The organism is Pacificispira sp. HM-600 (assembly GCF_977993705.1).
Genome location: NZ_OZ388079.1, coordinates 2522390 through 2540583 on the forward strand (window position 1 = coordinate 2522390; position 18194 = coordinate 2540583).

General features: G+C 68.1%; 8 protein-coding genes. All 8 read left to right on the forward strand.

Annotated features, from left to right (window positions below; all coding sequences use genetic code 11):
* Window positions 1–62: 62 nt before the first annotated feature.
* The 8 genes from rpoB to ACXZ1E_RS12115 all read left to right on the forward strand — a co-directional run bounded on the left by rpoB (window position 63) and on the right by ACXZ1E_RS12115 (window position 18179).
* Window positions 63–3569, forward strand: coding sequence for a DNA-directed RNA polymerase subunit beta (rpoB, locus tag ACXZ1E_RS12080; protein ID WP_458351955.1), 3507 nt, complete (start codon window positions 63–65; stop codon window positions 3567–3569).
* 58 nt (window positions 3570–3627) lie between these two features.
* Window positions 3628–7500, forward strand: a complete 3873-nt coding sequence (locus tag ACXZ1E_RS12085) for a DNA-directed RNA polymerase subunit beta' (RefSeq protein ID WP_458040737.1) — start codon at window positions 3628–3630, stop codon at window positions 7498–7500.
* A gap of 178 nt (window positions 7501–7678) precedes the next feature.
* Window positions 7679–8329, forward strand: a complete 651-nt coding sequence (locus tag ACXZ1E_RS12090) for a hypothetical protein (RefSeq protein ID WP_458040738.1) — start codon at window positions 7679–7681, stop codon at window positions 8327–8329.
* 143 nt (window positions 8330–8472) lie between these two features.
* Window positions 8473–9501, forward strand: coding sequence for an ABC transporter (locus tag ACXZ1E_RS12095; RefSeq protein ID WP_458040739.1), 1029 nt, complete (start codon window positions 8473–8475; stop codon window positions 9499–9501).
* Window positions 9502–9503: 2 nt separating this feature from the next.
* Window positions 9504–9977, forward strand: a complete 474-nt coding sequence (locus tag ACXZ1E_RS12100; protein WP_458040740.1) for a hypothetical protein — start codon at window positions 9504–9506, stop codon at window positions 9975–9977.
* Window positions 9978–10134: 157 nt separating this feature from the next.
* Entirely contained in the window at window positions 10135–10809 is a 675-nt protein-coding gene (locus ACXZ1E_RS12105; protein WP_458040741.1) for a spermidine/putrescine ABC transporter substrate-binding protein, read from the forward strand.
* 201 nt (window positions 10810–11010) lie between these two features.
* Entirely contained in the window at window positions 11011–12147 is a 1137-nt protein-coding gene (locus tag ACXZ1E_RS12110; RefSeq protein ID WP_458040742.1) for a serine/threonine-protein kinase, read from the forward strand.
* Window positions 12147–18179 (forward strand): Ig-like domain-containing protein, encoded by a 6033-nt coding sequence (locus ACXZ1E_RS12115; RefSeq protein WP_458040743.1) that lies wholly within the window; start codon window positions 12147–12149, stop codon window positions 18177–18179. Before ACXZ1E_RS12110 ends, ACXZ1E_RS12115 begins: the two co-directional genes overlap by 1 nt.
* Window positions 18180–18194 lie beyond the last annotated feature (15 nt).

Here is an 18194-nt window from a genome sequence, read left to right on the forward strand (position 1 = left end):
GAGTTTCGGGGAAGGCGAGCGATCCACCCACGACGAGGAAACACGAGCCCTTCACCGGGCCCATGGAGGTTTTTCCCTTGGCCGCTGCGCGCAACGCATCCACCACCACCCCCAAGACCGGTCGCGGAGCATCCCGCCTCTCGTTCGCGAAGATCTCTGACACGCTGACGGTCCCCGACCTTCTCGCGCTGCAGACCGAGTCCTTCGACTGGCTCGTCGGAAACGACGCCTGGAAGGCACGTGTCGCCGAGGCTCAGGCCATCGGACGCACCGACGTTCCCGAGATCAGCGGCCTCGAGGAGATCTTCGAAGAGATCTCGCCGATCGAAGACCTCTCCGAGACGATGCAGCTGTCGTTCACGAACCCGTACCTCGAGCCCGAGAAGTACTCGATCGAGGAGTGCAAGGAGCGCGGCAAGACGTACGCCGCCCCGCTGTACGTCGAGGCCGAGTTCATGAACCACCAGACCGGTGAGATCAAGACCCAGACCGTCTTCATGGGTGACTTCCCCCTGCAGACCGGCAAGGGCACGTTCATCATCAACGGCACCGAGCGTGTCGTCGTCTCGCAGCTCGTCCGCTCGCCGGGTGTGTACTTCGACAAGACGCCCGACAAGACCTCCGACAAGGACATCGTCTCGGCGCGCGTCATCCCGAGCCGTGGTGCCTGGCTCGAGTTCGAGATCGACAAGCGCGACCAGGTCGGCGTTCGCATCGACCGCAAGCGCAAGCAGTCGGTCACCGTGTTCCTCAAGGCCCTGGGCCTGACGAGCGAAGACATCATGACCGAGTTCGCGGGCTTCGACTCCATCGAAGAGACCCTCGCGAAGGACACGATCGTCACGAAGGAAGATGCGCTCCGCGACATCTACCGCAAGCTCCGTCCGGGTGAGCAGGTCGCTGCCGAGGCCGCGCGTGCGCTGCTCGACAACTTCTACTTCAACCCGAAGCGCTACGACCTGGCGAAGGTCGGTCGCTACAAGATCAACCAGAAGCTCGGTCTCGACGAGCCGCTCTCGGCGTCGGTCCTGACGGTCGAGGATGTCGTCGCGACGATCAAGTACCTCGTGCGCCTGCACCGCGGTGACGCGACGTTCCCCGGCATCCGCGGTGGCAAGCCCGCCGAGATCCGCATGGACACCGACGACATCGACAACTTCGGTAACCGTCGCATCCGCGCCGTCGGCGAGCTCATCCAGAACCAGGTCCGCACGGGTCTGTCGCGCATGGAGCGCGTCGTCCGCGAGCGCATGACCACGCAGGACATCGAGGCCATCACGCCGCAGACCCTGATCAACGTCCGCCCCGTCGTCGCCGCGATCAAGGAGTTCTTCGGAACGTCGCAGCTCTCGCAGTTCATGGACCAGAACAACCCGCTCGCGGGTCTGACCCACAAGCGTCGCCTCTCGGCGCTCGGCCCCGGCGGTCTGTCGCGTGAGCGCGCAGGCGTCGAGGTTCGTGACGTCCACCCCTCGCACTACGGCCGCATGTGCCCGATCGAGACCCCGGAAGGCCCGAACATCGGCCTGATCGGATCGCTCGCATCGTTCGCGCGCATCAACGCCTTCGGCTTCATCGAGACCCCGTACCGCAAGGTCGTCGACGGTCTCGTCACCGAGCAGATCGACTACCTCACGGCCAGCGAAGAGGACGACTTCATCGTCGCCCAGGCCAACGCGCCCCTCAAGGCCGACGGTCACTTCGTCGAAGAGCGCGTGCTCGCCCGCAAGAAGGGTGGCGAGGTCGACCTCTTCCACCCCGAAGAGATCGGGTACATGGATGTCTCGCCGCGCCAGATGGTATCGGTCGCAACATCCCTCGTCCCCTTCCTCGAGCACGACGACGCACAGCGCGCCCTCATGGGTGCCAACATGCAGCGTCAGGCCGTGCCGCTCCTCCGCAGCGACTCGCCGCTGGTCGGTACCGGTATGGAGGGCTACGCAGCCATCGACGCGGGTGACGTCGTCACGGCCGAGAAGGCCGGTGTCGTCATCGAGGTGTCGGCGGATGTCGTCACGCTCCAGCTCGACGAGGGCGGAACGCAGGAGTACTACCTGCGCAAGTTCGACCGCTCCAACCAGGGCACGAGCTACAACCAGCGCGTCATCGTCTCGGCAGGCGACCGTGTCGAGGTCGGTGCGGTCATCGCCGACGGCCCCGCGACGGAGAATGGCGAGCTCGCTCTCGGTAAGAACCTGCTCGTGGCGTTCATGCCCTGGGAGGGTCACAACTTCGAGGACGCGATCATCCTGAACCAGAACCTGGTGAAGGACGACACCCTCTCGTCTATCCACATCGAGGAGTACGAGGTCGACTCGCGCGACACCAAGCTCGGCAAGGAAGAGATCACCCGTGACCTCCCCAACGTCGCGCCCGACCTGCTGAAGGACCTCGACGAGCGCGGCATCGTCCGCATCGGTGCCGAGGTTCGCCCCGGCGACATCCTCGTCGGCAAGGTCACGCCGAAGGGTGAGACCGAGCTGTCGGCCGAGGAGCGCCTGCTCCGCGCGATCTTCAACGAGAAGAGCCGCGAGGTTCGCGACACGTCGCTGAAGGTTCCCCACGGTGAGCAGGGCACGATCATCGCCGTCAAGGAGTTCAACGCCGAGGATGGCGACGACGAGCTCGGCTCGGGCGTCAACCGCCGCGTTGTGGTCTACATCGCCCAGAAGCGCAAGATCACCGAGGGTGACAAGCTCGCCGGCCGTCACGGCAACAAGGGTGTCATCGCGAAGATCCTTCCGGTCGAAGACATGCCCTTCATGGCCGATGGAACCCCCGTCGACGTCGTGCTCAACCCGCTCGGTATCCCCGGTCGCATGAACTTCGGTCAGGTTCTCGAGACCCACCTCGGGTGGATCGCGAAGCAGGGCTGGAAGGTCGAGGGCACCCCCGAGTGGGCCGCGAAGCTCCCGGAACAGGCTCTCGAAGCCGCGCCCGGCACCAAGGTCGCGACACCGGTGTTCGACGGTGCGAGCGAGGCCGAGATCCAGGGTCTGCTCGATGTCACCACGCCGACCCGCGACGGCGACCGCCTGATCGACGGCACCGGTAAGGCGCTTCTGTTCGACGGCCGCTCGGGCGACCCGTTCCCCGCACCGGTATCGGTCGGGTACATGTACATCCTGAAGCTGCACCACCTCGTCGACGACAAGATCCACGCACGTTCGACGGGCCCGTACTCGATGATCACGCAGCAGCCGCTGGGTGGTAAGGCGCAGTTCGGTGGTCAGCGATTCGGTGAGATGGAGGTCTGGGCCCTCGAGGCCTATGGCGCCGCCTACGCACTGCAGGAGCTCCTCACGATCAAGTCCGACGACATCCTCGGCCGCGTCAAGGTGTACGAGGCCATCGTCAAGGGCGAGAACATCCAGGAGCCCGGCATCCCCGAGTCCTTCAAGGTGCTCATCAAGGAGATGCAGTCGCTCTGCCTGAACGTCGAGGTCCTCTCGGCGGATGGCACGGCGGTCAACCTCCGCGACACGGATGACGAGGCTTTCCGCGCCGCGGAAGAGCTCGGCATCAACATCTCCAGCCGGTTCGAGTCGTCGTCCATCGACGAGATCTGACCCTTCGACAGACGACCCGACTCATAACTGACTTACAGATTTCGACACAGGAGAACACGTGCTCGACGTAACAACTTTTGACGAGCTTCGCATTGGTCTCGCCACCGCCGACGACATCCGTCGTTGGTCCTTCGGCGAGGTCAAGAAGCCCGAGACCATCAACTACCGCACGCTGAAGCCCGAGAAGGACGGCCTCTTCGGAGAGCAGATCTTCGGACCGAGCCGTGACTGGGAGTGCGCCTGCGGCAAGTACAAGCGGGTGCGCTTCAAGGGCATCGTCTGCGAGCGCTGCGGCGTCGAGGTCACCAAGTCCTCGGTCCGTCGCGAGCGCATGGGCCACATCGAGCTCGCCGCGCCCGTCACGCACATCTGGTACTTCAAGGGTGTGCCCTCGCGCCTCGGCTACCTGCTCGACATGGCGCCGAAGGACCTCGAGAAGGTCATCTACTTCGCGGCCTACATGGTCATCTCGGTCGACGACGATGCTCGTCACGCCGACATGCCGCAGCTCGAGAACGAGCTTCGCCTCGAGCTGAAGACGCTGGGCGACCAGCGCGACTCCCGCATCGCGACGCGCCTGCAGACCCTCGAGACCGAGCTCGCAGCTCTCGAGGCCGAAGGTGCCAAGGCCGACCAGAAGAAGAAGCTCAAGGACGCCGCCGAGAAGGAGATGGGTCAGGTTCGCAAGGGCTTCGACGAGCAGATCACCCGTCTCGAGCGCGTCTGGGAAGACTTCCGGGGCCTCAAGGTCGGCGACCTCAAGCCCGAAGACGACGTCTTCCAGGAGCTGCAGGACCGCTACAGCCTGTACTTCGAGGCCCACATGGGCGCCGAGTCGATCCAGCGTCGCCTCGCGGCGTTCGACCTGGCCGCCGAAGCCGAGAACCTGCACCTGCAGATCTCGGAGGGCAAGGGGCAGCGCAAGATCCGTGCGATCAAGCGCCTCAAGGTCGTCAACGCGTTCCTCTCGACGGGCATGAGCCCCGCCGCGATGGTGCTCGACGTCGTCCCGGTGATCCCGCCGGAGCTTCGCCCCATGGTGCAGCTCGATGGTGGCCGCTTCGCGACATCCGATCTCAACGACCTCTACCGTCGCGTGATCAACCGCAACAACCGCCTCCGTCGCCTGATCGACCTCGGTGCCCCCGAGATCATCGTCAACAACGAAAAGCGCATGCTGCAGGAGGCCGTCGACGCACTGTTCGACAACGGTCGCCGTGGTCGCCCCGTGACGGGTACGGGTAACCGTGCCCTCAAGTCCCTCAGCGACATGCTGAAGGGTAAGCAGGGTCGATTCCGTCAGAACCTGCTCGGCAAGCGCGTCGACTACTCGGGCCGTTCGGTCATCGTCGTCGGACCGCAGCTGAAGCTGCACCAGTGTGGTCTGCCCAAGCAGATGGCTCTGGAGCTCTTCAAGCCGTTCGTCATCAAGCGCCTGATCGACCTCGGTCACTCGCAGAACATCAAGGCCGCCAAGCGCGCCGTCGAGCGCACGCGCCCCGAGGTCTGGGACGTGCTGGAAGAGATCATCCGCGAGCGCCCCGTGCTGCTCAACCGCGCGCCCACGCTCCACCGCCTGGGTATCCAGGCGTTCGAGCCGCAGCTCGTGGAGGGCAAGGCGATCCAGCTGCACCCGCTCGTCTGTGCCGCGTTCAACGCGGACTTCGACGGTGACCAGATGGCCGTCCACCTTCCGCTGTCGGTTGAGGCTCAGGCCGAGGCGCGCATCCTGATGCTCGCGTCGAACAACATCCTGAAGCCCTCCGACGGTCGCCCGGTCACCCTGCCTTCGCAGGACATGATCATCGGCCTCCACCACCTGACCACGGTCAAGAAGGGTGCGGCCGGCGAGGGACGCGCGTTCGGTTCGGTCTCCGAGGCGATCCTGGCCAAGGACGAGGGAACCCTCGATCTGCAGGCCGTCGTGCGCATCCGCATCCCGGGACTGTCGTTCCTCGAGGGCGAAGCGCCCGAGGGTTACGAGCGTCACGGGCTGGTGGAGTCCTCGCTCGGACAGGCGATCTTCAACGACACCCTCCCGAAGGGCTACCCCTTCGTGCGCGACGTCGCCGACAAGAACAAGCTGTCGCAGATCGTCAACAAGCTCGCCGAGGAATACCCGGCCGAGGTTGCGGCGACGCTGGACCGCATCAAGGACGCCGGTTTCTACTGGGCCACCCGTTCGGGTGTCACGGTTGCCCTCTCCGACATCCTCACGCCGCCCAACAAGGCGGAGATCGTGGGACGTTACGAGAAGGATGCAGCGAAGGTCCAGGACGACTTCGACATGGGCTTCATCGACGACTCCGCTCGCCGCAAGGAACTCATCGACATCTGGACCAAGGCCACCGACGAGGTGCAGGTCGCGATGCGCGAGAACTTCCCCGAAGACAACACCATCAACCGCATGGTGTCCTCCGGTGCTCGTGGTAACTGGCTGCAGATCCGCAACATTGCGGGTATGCGAGGCCTGGTGAACAACCCCAAGGGTGAGATCATCCCGCGTCCGATCATCTCGTCGTACCGCGAGGGTCTGTCGGTTGCCGAGTACTTCATCGCCACGCACGGTACCCGTAAGGGTCTCGCCGACACCGCTCTGCGTACCGCCGACTCGGGTTACCTGACCCGTCGTCTGGTGGACGTCTCGCAGGACGTCATCATCCGCGAGGATGACTGTGGCACCGGCAAGGGCCTCGAGTACACGATCGCTGCCCCCGGCGCCGATGGCACGCTCGTGCGCGACAAGAACGTCGAGAACTCGGTGTTCGCTCGCACGCTCGCGTCGGACGTCGTCGACAGCAAGGGCGAGGTCGTCGCCTCGGCCGGAGACGACGTGGGCGACGTGCTCATCGATCGCCTCATCGAGCTGGGTGTCGAGTCGATCAAGGTGCGGTCCGTCCTCACCTGTGACTCGGCCGTCGGCGTCTGCGCCAACTGCTACGGCCGCTCGCTCGCGACCGGAAAGCTCGTCGACATCGGTGAGGCCGTCGGTATCATCGCGGCCCAGTCGATCGGTGAGCCCGGAACGCAGCTCACGATGCGTACCTTCCACACGGGTGGTTCGGCCTCGGCCGACGACATCACGCAGGGTCTGCCCCGCGTGCAGGAGCTCTTCGAGGCGCGTACCCCCAAGGGTGCATCGCCTATCGCGGAGGCCGCTGGTCGCATCACGATCGACGAGACCGACAAGTCGAAGAAGATCATCATCACGCCCGACGACGGCGACGAGCCCAAGGTCTACCCGGTCCTGAAGCGCGCGACGCTTCTGGTCGAGGACGGCCAGCACGTCGAGGTCGGCGAGGCACTGCAGGTCGGTACGCGTGACCCGAAGGACATCATGCGTGTCCAGGGTGCCCGCGAGGTGCAGAAGTACCTCGTCAACGGCGTCCAGGGTGTGTACCGCTCGCAGGGTGTGCCGATTCACGACAAGCACATCGAGGTCATCGTTCGCCAGATGCTGCGGAAGGTCACCGTGGTCGACCACGGCGACACGACGCTGCTGCCCGGTGAGCTCGTTGACTCGCGTCGCTTCATCGACATCAACCGCCAGACGGTCGGCGAGGGCAAGCGCCCCGCGTCGGGACGTCCGGAGCTGATGGGTATCACCAAGGCGTCGCTGGCGACCGAGTCGTGGCTGTCGGCCGCCTCGTTCCAGGAGACGACCCGCGTGCTCACCGAAGCGGCCATGCAGGGCAAGAGCGACCCGCTGATGGGACTGAAGGAAAACGTCATCATCGGAAAGCTCATCCCCGCCGGTACGGGCCTCGGCAAGTACCGCAACGTGGTCGTCGAGGCGACGGAAGAGGCCAAGAGCGAGCGCTACCCCAACCGGGTATTCGCGTCCGACGGTGTCTACTCCGAAGCCGACCTCGGGTTCGTCGATTTCGACAGCTTCTCGACGGATGACTTCACGCCCGGTACCTACAACTAAGTAGTGCCAGAAAAAGGGGTCCGCTTCGGCGGGCCCCTTTTTCGTGCCTCCGTTCCACACGCGAGCTACCCGTTCGTCGCGTGGTGCGCCGCGTTGCTAACGGGCTACGTCACGGCGGAGGCTTAACCTGGGCGCGGGATGTCCGGGGGCAGAGGGGAAGCGCGACAGGAGACGGCGGGTGGCGAAGATCGGGGGACGCAACACGGCGTTCGCGTGGTTCGTCGGTGTCGTCAGCGTCGCGGTAGTCGCGGGTCTCGTGTGGCTCGCCGCACCCATGACGCCTGTGGTGCTCGCATGGACGGGGGATGTCGTAGACAGGGCCCTGAATCCGCAGCCCGTGGTCACGGTTCCCGATCCGTCCCCATCCCCGACCGAGACCGTGCAACCGCCGGTGAATGACGACGCGGCCGGTGCGCCCAAAACGTGCGGAGACCTCTACTCGAGGGCGCTGTGGGATCAGCTCAAAGCCGCCACGGGGACATCCCTCGACGAGTCGATCGAATACCCGCCGTCTTCCGTGTCGGGATTACCGGAGGCGCTCGGCGCGCAGGTCACGCTCGGCTGCACCTGGACGGATGGCACGGGCACGGCCACGGTCACGGTCGCCGATGTCAGTGCCTCCGCCGTGGAGACAGCGCAGAACGTCCTGCCCGCGACGGGATTCGTGTGTACATCCCTCGAAGACGGCGTCCGCTGCGATCTTCCGGCGGGTGATGCCTCCGCCGCCGAGTCGCACGTGCTGAGAGGCGGACGGTGGCTCGCCGTCGTCCGCACCTTCCCGGGACCCCCGTTCGACCAGGCGAGCACCGAAGCGCGCGTGTGGCCGTAGCTCGCAGACGGAGCGCGACCGGCATCCGACACACGACGGCATGCCTGCCCGGCCTCGCCGCGACACCGGGGTAGCCTGAGGCCCGCGGGGAGCGCCCCGCAGAGATCGGGCGGGTAGACCGTCCCTGCGTGAGGAGCACACCCATGAGCGACGCCAGCAAGGAGCCCGGCGCACCCGTCGAGGACCCGCGGCCGGTGGATGACGTCGTGGGCCGCGCGCACGAGGGCCTGGCAGACGCCGAAGCCGCTCAGCGCGACGTCACTCCGACGACATCGCGTGGCGAATCGACATCGCGTGGCGAATCGACATCGCGTGGCGAAGACATCGACTACGCGATGTACGAGGCCGCGGCGACACCCGACTCGTCCGATGCGACAACCGCCGAGCCCGCGGTCGAACCCCGCGTTGCAACCACATCCGACGCGGATGCGCCGACCACCTCGTACGCGTCCGGCTCCGATGCTCCGACGACGGCTTACGCATCCTCCGGTCTCGCCGCCCCGCTGGCCTCGCCTGCCCCGGTGACGCCGAGCGAGCCCGCTACCGAGGCTTACGTCGCCCCGGCCGCCGCAGCCCCGGCCGCTTTCGCCAGCCCCCAGCCGATCTTCGTGCAGGCCCCCGAGCCGCCCCGCCCGCGTGGCAACCGCGCCGCGGCCGGCCTGATCGGTCTGCTCGCGGCCGTCAGCTTCGCCGTGCTGTATCTGGGTGCCGCCCTCGTCATCGGCTTGATCGATCGATCGCTCACATTCGACACGGTTGCCGACTCCGCGATCGAAGCCCTCACCTCGTGGTGGCTGTGGATCACGACCGCCGTCTTCTTCATCGGTTTCTGGCTGCTCGGTGCGATCATCAACCGCGGACGTTGGGCGCACTGGGTCGTCTGGGGTCTGCTCATCGGGTTCGTCGCGTATGGCGCACACCTGGTCGGTCAGCTCTTCCAGGCACCGTTCTGGCAGCTCACCCGGAGTGAGGGCGCGGACCTCGTCGAGGCGCAGCTGGTCGCACCTCTCGCCTTCGCCGCCTTCGTCATCGGCCGTGAGCTCACGATCTGGTTCGGGGCGTGGGTCGCAGCGCGCGGTCGCCGCATGAGCGAGCTGAACCTCGAAGCACAGCGCGAGTACGAGCGGACGCTCGAGGCCGGTCCCACACTCGCACGGTCCGCCCAGGGCTAGACATGGATGAGGCGGGCGCGGCCGATCGGCGGCGCCCGCTGACGATCCTGGCGTTCACCGCGGTCGCGTTCGTCGCTCTGCTCGTCTTCGGTCTCGGCGTCACGAGCCTGATGCTGAATCAGGCGGTGATCGCTGAGCCAGGGCTCTCGCAGGCGCCAGGCATCGTCGGGACGATCCTGGCGACGGTCGGCTTCTCGGCCGTCTGCTATCCGGGGCTGCACGCCCGGGCGGGCACTGGCGCGGCGGTGCTTTCCGGCATCGCCGCAGCGGCCGGGTACGTGGTGGGGGTTGCGTTCGGGGCGTTTTTCGCGGGCGCCGACCCGCTGCTGGCGCTGGGAGTTGCGGCAGGCCTTGCCGTGTCGTGGCCCGCTCTCGTGGTGGGCGTTGCTGGCGTCGTGGCCGCGGCATCCGCCCTCGCGATCGTGCGCGCGGGCCCGGGCGGCGCCCGCTGGCCCTGGGAGCGCGACGAGGACTGACCCGCTCGCCTGGCAGAAATCGAGCCTGAGAGTGACCGCAGAGCGCATTTTGTGCCAGGGGAGCGGTGCTGGATGGGCGTGGCGGACGGGGCGCCACGAGCACGCCGGTGCGCGGATGTCTGTGCTGTCGCGGCATCCCGGTACTACCGTTGGTCCCGTGGAGCGGTCTTTGGAGACGCAGGTCAGCGGGGCGGTCGATGCCTGGCTGCGCTGGCTCCCGCGCTGGGAGCCCTCCACCCACCGCGGCAGGGTCGCTCCCTGTCGACGCTGTTTCGGATCTCCTGTGCTGTCGGCGGCGGGGCTCGGCTCGGACGTTCCGCACGCGGTGCAGCACGGACTGTCCACCCGGATCAAGGCGATCGTCGACCAGGCCGTGGCCGTCTATACGTCGCTCAACCTGCCGATGCTGCAGGCCGAACTCGATCAGCAGGCCGCCCGTAATCGGGCGCGCAGCTACCGGCCGGCGGAAGGACTCGAACCCGAGTACGAAGGTCTGCCGATGGATCCGGATCCCGTCGCGGGTGCACCGTTCCTCTTCACGATCTCGGGGTTGGCGCAAGAGGTCGACGCCGAGGTTCCCGCCCTGCCCGCGCTGACCGACGCGGCGAAAGCCGCCCTGCGCCAAGAGGTCGGGCTGGCCGATGATTACGCCAACCTGATCGGCCGCGAGGTCTGCGCCATCCTGCTCCACCATCGACTGCGGATCCAGGCCGCCGTCACCCGCTACGTCGAGCCGCAGGTCGATGCCCTGCTGGCCGAGCTGTCGCAGTCGCTGGATGCGCCATTCGACCCCGGAATGCCGCCGTTTCCGACCCCGGGACCAGACGCGTAGGTCCTCCGCCCCGTGGCCGTCAGAGGATGTGGATCGGCGGGCCAGTCAGCGGCCGCACTTTGTTAGCATGTGTGCACCCCTCGCGGTCGCAAGGGCGGCGTTCTCCGTGCGGGGGCAGTGAGCGTCTCAGGTGGTTGAGGGCATCGGCGCACGCATCCTTTTCAGGAGTGCCGCCGGGGTATGCAGTCTGGGGGACAGCACGTGGCCAAAAGGCTGCCGTCCGCGCCTCCCATCCTGCCCGGTCTGACCTACGTGCGGCCGCTCGGTTCCGGCGGTTTCGCCGATGTGTTTCTGTACGAGCAGGACATGCCGCGTCGTCATGTCGCCGTGAAGGTCCTGCCGAGCGACGTGCGCGACGCCGACCTGCTGCGCATGTTCAATTCGGAAGCGGATGTCTTGGCGCACCTGTCCGCGCATCCGTCGATCGTGACGGTGTACCAGGCGGGCGTCTCGGCCGAGGGTCGTCCGTACATCGTGATGGAGTATTGCCCGGGTTCGCTCTCGCAGCGCTACCGCGTCGAGCGGATCCCGGTCGCCGAGGCTCTCGCGATCGGCGTCAAGATGGCGAGCGCACTGGAGTCCGCGCACCGCGCGGGACTCGTGCACCGCGACATCAAGCCGAGCAATATCCTCGTGACGAGCTTCGGGGCACCCGTCTTGGCCGACTTCGGCATCTCGTCGTCGCTCGCCCGCAGCCAGGCCGACGAGATGTTGGCGATGAGTGTGCCCTGGAGCGCGCCCGAGGTGATCACCGAGAAGACGTCGGGCACGATCGCGAGCGAGGTGTGGGGGCTGGGCGCGACGGTCTACTCGCTGCTCGCCGGGCACAGCCCGTTCGAGCGGCGCGAGAAGGGCCAGAACACGCGTGAGCACCTGCGACGCCGCATCGTGCACGCGAACTACCCGCCGCTGACCCGCGCCGACGTTCCCGGATCCCTGCAAGAGGTGCTCGCCACCGCGATGAACCGCGATCCCGATCGGCGGTACGCGGGCGCGCTTCCGTTCGGCGAGGCGCTGCGTGCGGTTCAGGCCGAGCTGGGTCTCGACCAGACCCCGCTCGAGGTCGCCGTCGACGAGTGGGCGGCGCCCACGGCATCCGTCGACTTCGCTGATGCCGGTTTGCGCGGTCCTGCGCGGCCCTGGGTGCCCCAGGACACGACCCGCAAGGCACCGTCCCGACGTGGCGTCGCCGCCCTCGCGCGTGACGAGGACACCGATATTTCGAGCTCCGCGGCACCGGCGCGCAAGTGGCCCTGGATAGCGGGAGCGGCGGTCGTCGTGGCGGTTGCGGTCATCGCGGGTGCGCTCGGCGCACTGTTCGGGGCGGGGGGCTTCTGATGCCGCGTCGGCGCAGGCTGATCTCGGGCCTCGCCGCGATCGCCGCTCTCGCGACCGTCATCGGGATCGGCATCGTCTGGCCCGGACTCGATGCGCGCGAGACCCCATCGGTCGACACGTCCGTCTGGGCGCTGCAGACGGGCGATGGTCGTCGGTATGCGCGCGTCAACACGGCGATCGGCGAGCTCGACACGGTGCGGACCGTCGCGAATCCGACGTTCGTCGCGCAGGGCGGCAGCTCGGGGCCGTACCTCTTCTCCGAGAGTTATGGCAAGGTGACCCCGGTCGACGAGGCCCTTCCCATCGACCTCGACGATGAGGCTCTGCGGGACTCGCCGTCAACTCCCGAGGGGACGACGGATGTCTCCGTCGCAGGCGACTTCGTGGCGTACCTCACCGACACGGGCGCGGTGTGGGTCGGTCGCCTGAGCGACAGCGCGCCGACGCAGGTGGATCCGGACGACGGCTCGGGCGACGGGTCCGAAGAGGGGCCGCAGTACGCGGCCGACGCGATCGCGGTCGATGATGCCGGCATCCTGTACAGCTACTCGGAGCAGGGCGGCGCCGTGCTGCGGTACGACATCGGAACCCGCTCGGTTCGTGGGGTCGATGATGCCGTGATCGATGCGACCGCCCCGGTGATCTCGGCGGCGTCGGGGGTGTGGTTCGTCGTCGACCTCGACACGGGGGTCGCGTGGCGGAAGGATGCGGCCGAGCCGATCGAGACCGACACCCTCAGCGGTCGGGTGATCAGCCGGCCCTCGACCTCCGCCGACGCGGTGTACCTCGCGGACGAGACGCGTTTGGTGCGGCTGGAGGTGAACGGCGCGCCGGCGATCCGCGAGCTCGGCACCGGGCAGGAGGTGCTCGGCACTCCCGCCCGACCCGTGACGGTCGACGGCACGACCTACGCGGCCTGGTTGGCTCCCTCGGGCGGGGGCGTCTTGTGGAACTCGAGCGCGGGGGAGTCCGTGCTCGACTACGCCGGCCTCGAATTGGACGACCAGCGTCGACCGTCCTTCCTTCTCGGCGAGGGAGTCGTCGCGTTGAACGAGACGCGTTCCGGATGGGTGTGGACTCTCCCCGACGGCCAACTGGTGGCGACGAGCCAGGACTGGTCGCTCGATGATCGTGTCGATCCGACGATCGAAGATGCCCAGGAGGAAGCCCCGGTCGTCCTCGATCCGAAGCCCCCGGTCGCCGAGCCGGACGCCTTCGGCGTGCGAGCGGGAGCGCTCGTCGTGCTGCCGGTGCTGTTGAACGATCACGATCCCAACGAAGACGTGCTGAGCATCGATCCCGTGTCAGTCACCGGGCTTGACCCAGGGCTTGGCGAGGTCACGATCATCGACAGCGGTCAGCGGCTCGCCGTCCGGGTCGCCGACGGCGCGCGCGGCTCGGGATCGTTCACGTACCGCGTCACCGACGGTACGGCCGTCGACGGTCTCCGATCCGAGCCGACGACGGTTGCGGTCACCGTCGAACCGGACGCGGCGAACGCCGCACCGGAGTGGTGTGGGAGCGTCGGATGCCTGGCCGAGTGGCCGACGCCCGAGGTCGCGACGGGCGGCACGGTGTCGGTTCCGGTGCTGACCGGTTGGGTCGATCCCGACGGCGATCCGCTGCTCTTGCTCTCGGTCGAGAATCCCTCCGGGGTGGGTGTGGTGACGGCTTCCCCCTCCGGCGAGGTCGTCTACCAGCACGCGGACGACGGGTCGGGCGCGGCGCAACTCATCGAGCTCCAGGTCACCGTCGCCGATACCCGTGGGGCGGTCGCGACGAAGCCTTTGTCGGTCCGCGTCTCGACGCAGCCGCGCCTGCAGGTCCAGTCCTTCGCCGTCGTCGACACGGTGGGTGCGGGTCTCACGGTCGATGTCTCCCCGCACGTCACCGGAACGGCGGGGGAGCTGACGCTCACGGCGGTGCGCGTGCTCGACGACGCCCCCGCCAGCGTCGTCGCGACCCCCGGCGGCACCGCGTTCGATATCACGGCCGAGCAGCCCGGCACCTACCGGGTGAGCTTCTCGGTCGGCGACGGCACGAGCGAGGTCACGGGCACGGCCCGCATCACCCTGCTCGCCGACGACGCGGCCGCGCAGCTCGCGACGGCACCCGTCGTCGCGTTCGTGCACCCGCGCGAGGACGCGACCGTCGATGTCTTCGCGGCGGTCTCGAATCCGACCCGTCGGGTGCTGCTGCTGAGCGACGCGGTTCCCCGCATCGCCGCGGGAGCATCGCTCAGCGTCGACATCGTCGGGCAGAACTCGATGCGGGTCTCGGGAACGACCGCCACGGGCGATCCCGGCCGGCTCGGCACCGTCTCGTACGTCGTGAGCGATGGAACGGCGGATGCCGGGGCTCGCGTCGTCGGCGAGGCGACGATCTATCTGTTGCCTCCTGCGCCCGAGCTGGCGCCCATCGCCGTCGGCGACTCCGTCGTCGTCAGACAGGGCGCGCAGGTCGACATCCCGGTGCTCACGAACGATGTCGCCCCGTCGGGGTCGGGTCTGACGCTCAACCCGGCCGCGGTCGTGTCCTCGACCTCCGAGGGTCTCGCCTTCGCCTCGGGTGGAGTGCTGCGCTATCTCGCCCCCGAAACACCCGGCGAGTACGTCGTGCAGTACGGCGTGTACGCGACGGGCGCGCCCGCCCTGACCGACACGGCCGAGGTGCGCATAACCGTCCAGTCCGACGATGCCAACCGCGATCCGCTCCCCGAGACCCTCGAGGGTCGTGTGCTGAGCGGTCAGACCACGACCGTCCCGTTCGACTCCTTCGGCGTCGACCCCGACGGCGACGCGGTCGCCCTGGACGCGGTGCTCACCCAGCCGGATTCCGGGGCCGCATCCGTTTCGGCGGATGGCACATCCATCGTCTACTCCAGCGTTGCCGGTTTTCGGGGACAGGTCTCGTTCCAGTACCGCGTGGTGGATGCCTCGGGCGCGACGGGCATCGGCACCGTCCGCGTCGGCGTTCTCGACGGCCAGTCGAACCCCAGTCCCGTGACGTTCACCGACTACGTCCAGGTGCAGGCGGGAACGCAGAACGTCATCGAGGTGAGTCCGCTCGCCAACGACATCGACCCGACCGGCGGCACGCTCCGCGTGACGGGCGTCCAACCCGACCTGCCGCCCACCCTCGAGGACGGTTCGCCGAGCGAAGAGTATGAGCGCCTCGAGAGTCTCGTCAGCACGGTAGACGAGGCCACGATCGCCGTGACGGCAAGCTCCGAGCCGGGGACGATGTCGTTCTTGTACGACGTCGAGAGCGACTCCGGCAACACCGCGAGCGGTCTGGTGGTGGTCCGGATCGTCCGCGAGGCGGTGCCCGACTACCCCGTCGTCGCCGACACCGTGCTGACCGCCGAGACCCGGGACGATCTTGTGGGGGGCGTCGACGTGGTCTCGGGCAAGGTGCGTTGGACGGGCGGCGAGATCTCGGAGCTGACCCTCTCCCTCTGGGGAGCGCCGACCGATCTCGAGGTCGACGGCACGACGATCTCGGGACCCCTCCCGCTGTCGAGTCGAATCGTCGCCTTCGAACTCAGCGGTGAGGGCGCATCCGGTCCGGTCACCACCTACGGATTCCTCCGCATCCCCGGCGAGCGCGATGTCAAGCTCGCCCTGCGCGGCGGAGCGGGCGCGCAGGAAGTGACCGAGGGGCGCTCGAAGAACATCGACGTTGCCGCACTCGTTCCCGTCCCGGATGGCACGAGGCTGCAGGTGTCGCCCGATGTCGCGGCTTCGGGTGCGCGGCCGCAGGGAACCTGCGAACTGGTCTCGGGCACGACGGTCCGCTACGAGGCGGGTTTGGCCGCGCCGTGGGCGGATGCCTGTTACGTGCCGGTGCGGTTGGCGGGCACGCAGGAGTGGAGCGTCATCGCCATCCCGATCCGCGTGCTCGCGGTCGCGCCCCAGCCTCAGCTGCGCGGCGGCGCGTTGACGATCGCCCCCGGATCCAGCGCCGACTTCGATCTGCGGACGCTCACGAGCTGGCAAGGGCGCGCCGAGTGGGACCGGATCGCCTACGCCGTCGAGTACACCGGGTCGTCGTTCGTGATCGAGGCGGAAGACGGACGGCTGACGATAACGGGCGCCGACCGTGCCGTGCCCGGTACGCAGGAAGCGATCACCGTGTCGATCACGAGCCACACGGGAGTCGACCCAGTGCGTTTGCTGCTGCGCGTCGGCCCGGTGCCCTCGGCGCTGCCCGTCGGGGGAACGCTCGCCCAGCAGTGTTCCCAAGCCGGCGGATCCTCGTGTGTGATCCCCGTGGTCGGGGCGGCCGGCGAGGTCAACCCGCTGCCGGGCACGCCGCTCGAGGTCGTCGGCGTCGCGGCGACGGGCGCGTGCGTGGGCGTGACATTCTCGGTCGCGTCCGCCGCAACCGTGCTCGCCCAATGGACCGAGGATGCCCCGGGCGCGACGTGCACGGCATCCTTCACTCTGCGCGACGCGCAGGGACGCACCACGGGCGGCGGGCGCGACGGTGCCCTGCTGCTCGATCTGCAGGGGTATCCGCAGGCGCCGACGAGCGTCCGCCAGGTCGCCTACGCCGACGGCGCGGTGACGCTGCGGGTCGACCCGGGCGCCGCGAACCAGGCGTACCCCGCGCTGAGCGAGTTCGTCGTGCGTTCCTCGGCATCCGGAGCGGAAACCGGGGCGGCGTCTGGATCGGTCGTCGCTACCTGTTCGATCGAGGGGATCTGCCCGAGCATCGCCGCACCGAATGGCGCTGAACGAACGTACGAGGTCGTCGCCGTCAACGCGATCGGCGAGTCTCGGACGAGCGTCAGCACGGTCGCGTGGGCGTACGACACGCCCGCGGCCCCGCGGTCGGTCACCTGGGCCCCGGTCGCCACCGGGGGAGAGGGCGGGCTCATCAGCCTCACGATCGAGGGGATCGATCAGGCGAAGACCGGCTCCGTGCAGATCGCCGGCGCTGGCGGCGAGACCGTGGTGGTCGACCTGCCGAGCGGTCGTGACACACTCACGGTGCCGTCCTTCCGAGTGGGCTCGAACACGTCGACGACCGTCGTCATCACTCCGCAGTCCCTCTTCCCCCTGCCGCCCGGGCTCACCGGCACCGCGTCGGGCGCGGCTGTCGCGATCCAGGCGAACGGCATCGGAGCGCCGACCGGCATCTCGCTGTCGCTGACGTCGACAGCCAATGGCGACGGCACCTCGACGATCAGCGCGCAGGCCGCCGCCGCGTCCGGTGGCGATGGCTCGACGCTGCGACTGGGCGTTTCGCGCGCCGACCAGACGTGCTCGCCGACCAGCGCGGACGGGTCGGCCGTCTTCACCGTGCCGGATGGGTTGGAGTACGCCTTCACCGCGTGCGCCGTGTCACGCTTCGCGGGCGAAACCTTCGGATCGGCGTCCGTGCAACAGTCGGTGCGCGCGGTGCAGAGCACCGCGCCGCCGCAGGGCTACACCTTCGAGGTGTCGCCGACGCCGGATGTCGAGACAGACGGCGCCCGGTGGGTCATCCGGGATCTGCCGACGTCGACCGAGGATGCACCGACCCTCAATGTCCCGCAGTTCGAGGGCGCCCCGCCGAACCCGGTCTTCGACGCCGACCCCGGGATCCGCGTGCGCTACACGCACACGCAGTGGGGCACATCGAGCGAGTGGGCTGCCGTCATCCCGGCCGCGGGCAGCGCGCCCTTCCAGGTTCAGGCCGCGTGGCAGGTCGGGGCAGACACCTGTGTCGGGGGCAGTCAGATCGCACCGACGGGCTCGTCGACCGGCTCTCTCGCCCAGATCGACTTCGCCTACGGCTCGGCTGTATTCCGCGATGCGGATGGCGTCCCGCTTCCGTTCGATCCCGAGACGGGAATCGTCCCGCGGGGCGCTGTCTCGGTCGAGGACATCGGAGTCACGGCTTCCTGGGACGGGCAGGGCTGGGGCCTCGCCCCCGCCTCGGGCACCTTCGGCGGCGCCTGCACCCCGAACAATCCCGTCCCGGTTCCCGAGACACCCGCTGACCCCCCGCCCGTCGATTCCGGAGCTGCGGAGCCCGCGGCATGATCCTCGACACCCGAT

What these genes read in the sequence shown, in the direction of transcription:
- rpoB (WP_458351955.1), top strand. Translation starts at nt 63, where the DNA reads ATGGAGGTTTTTCCCTTGGCCGCTGCGCGCAACGCATCCACCACCACC.
- ACXZ1E_RS12095 (WP_458040739.1), top strand. Translation starts at nt 8,473, where the DNA reads ATGAGCGACGCCAGCAAGGAGCCCGGCGCACCCGTCGAGGACCCGCGG.
- ACXZ1E_RS12100 (WP_458040740.1), top strand. Translation starts at nt 9,504, where the DNA reads ATGGATGAGGCGGGCGCGGCCGATCGGCGGCGCCCGCTGACGATCCTG.
- ACXZ1E_RS12115 (WP_458040743.1), top strand. Translation starts at nt 12,147, where the DNA reads ATGCCGCGTCGGCGCAGGCTGATCTCGGGCCTCGCCGCGATCGCCGCT.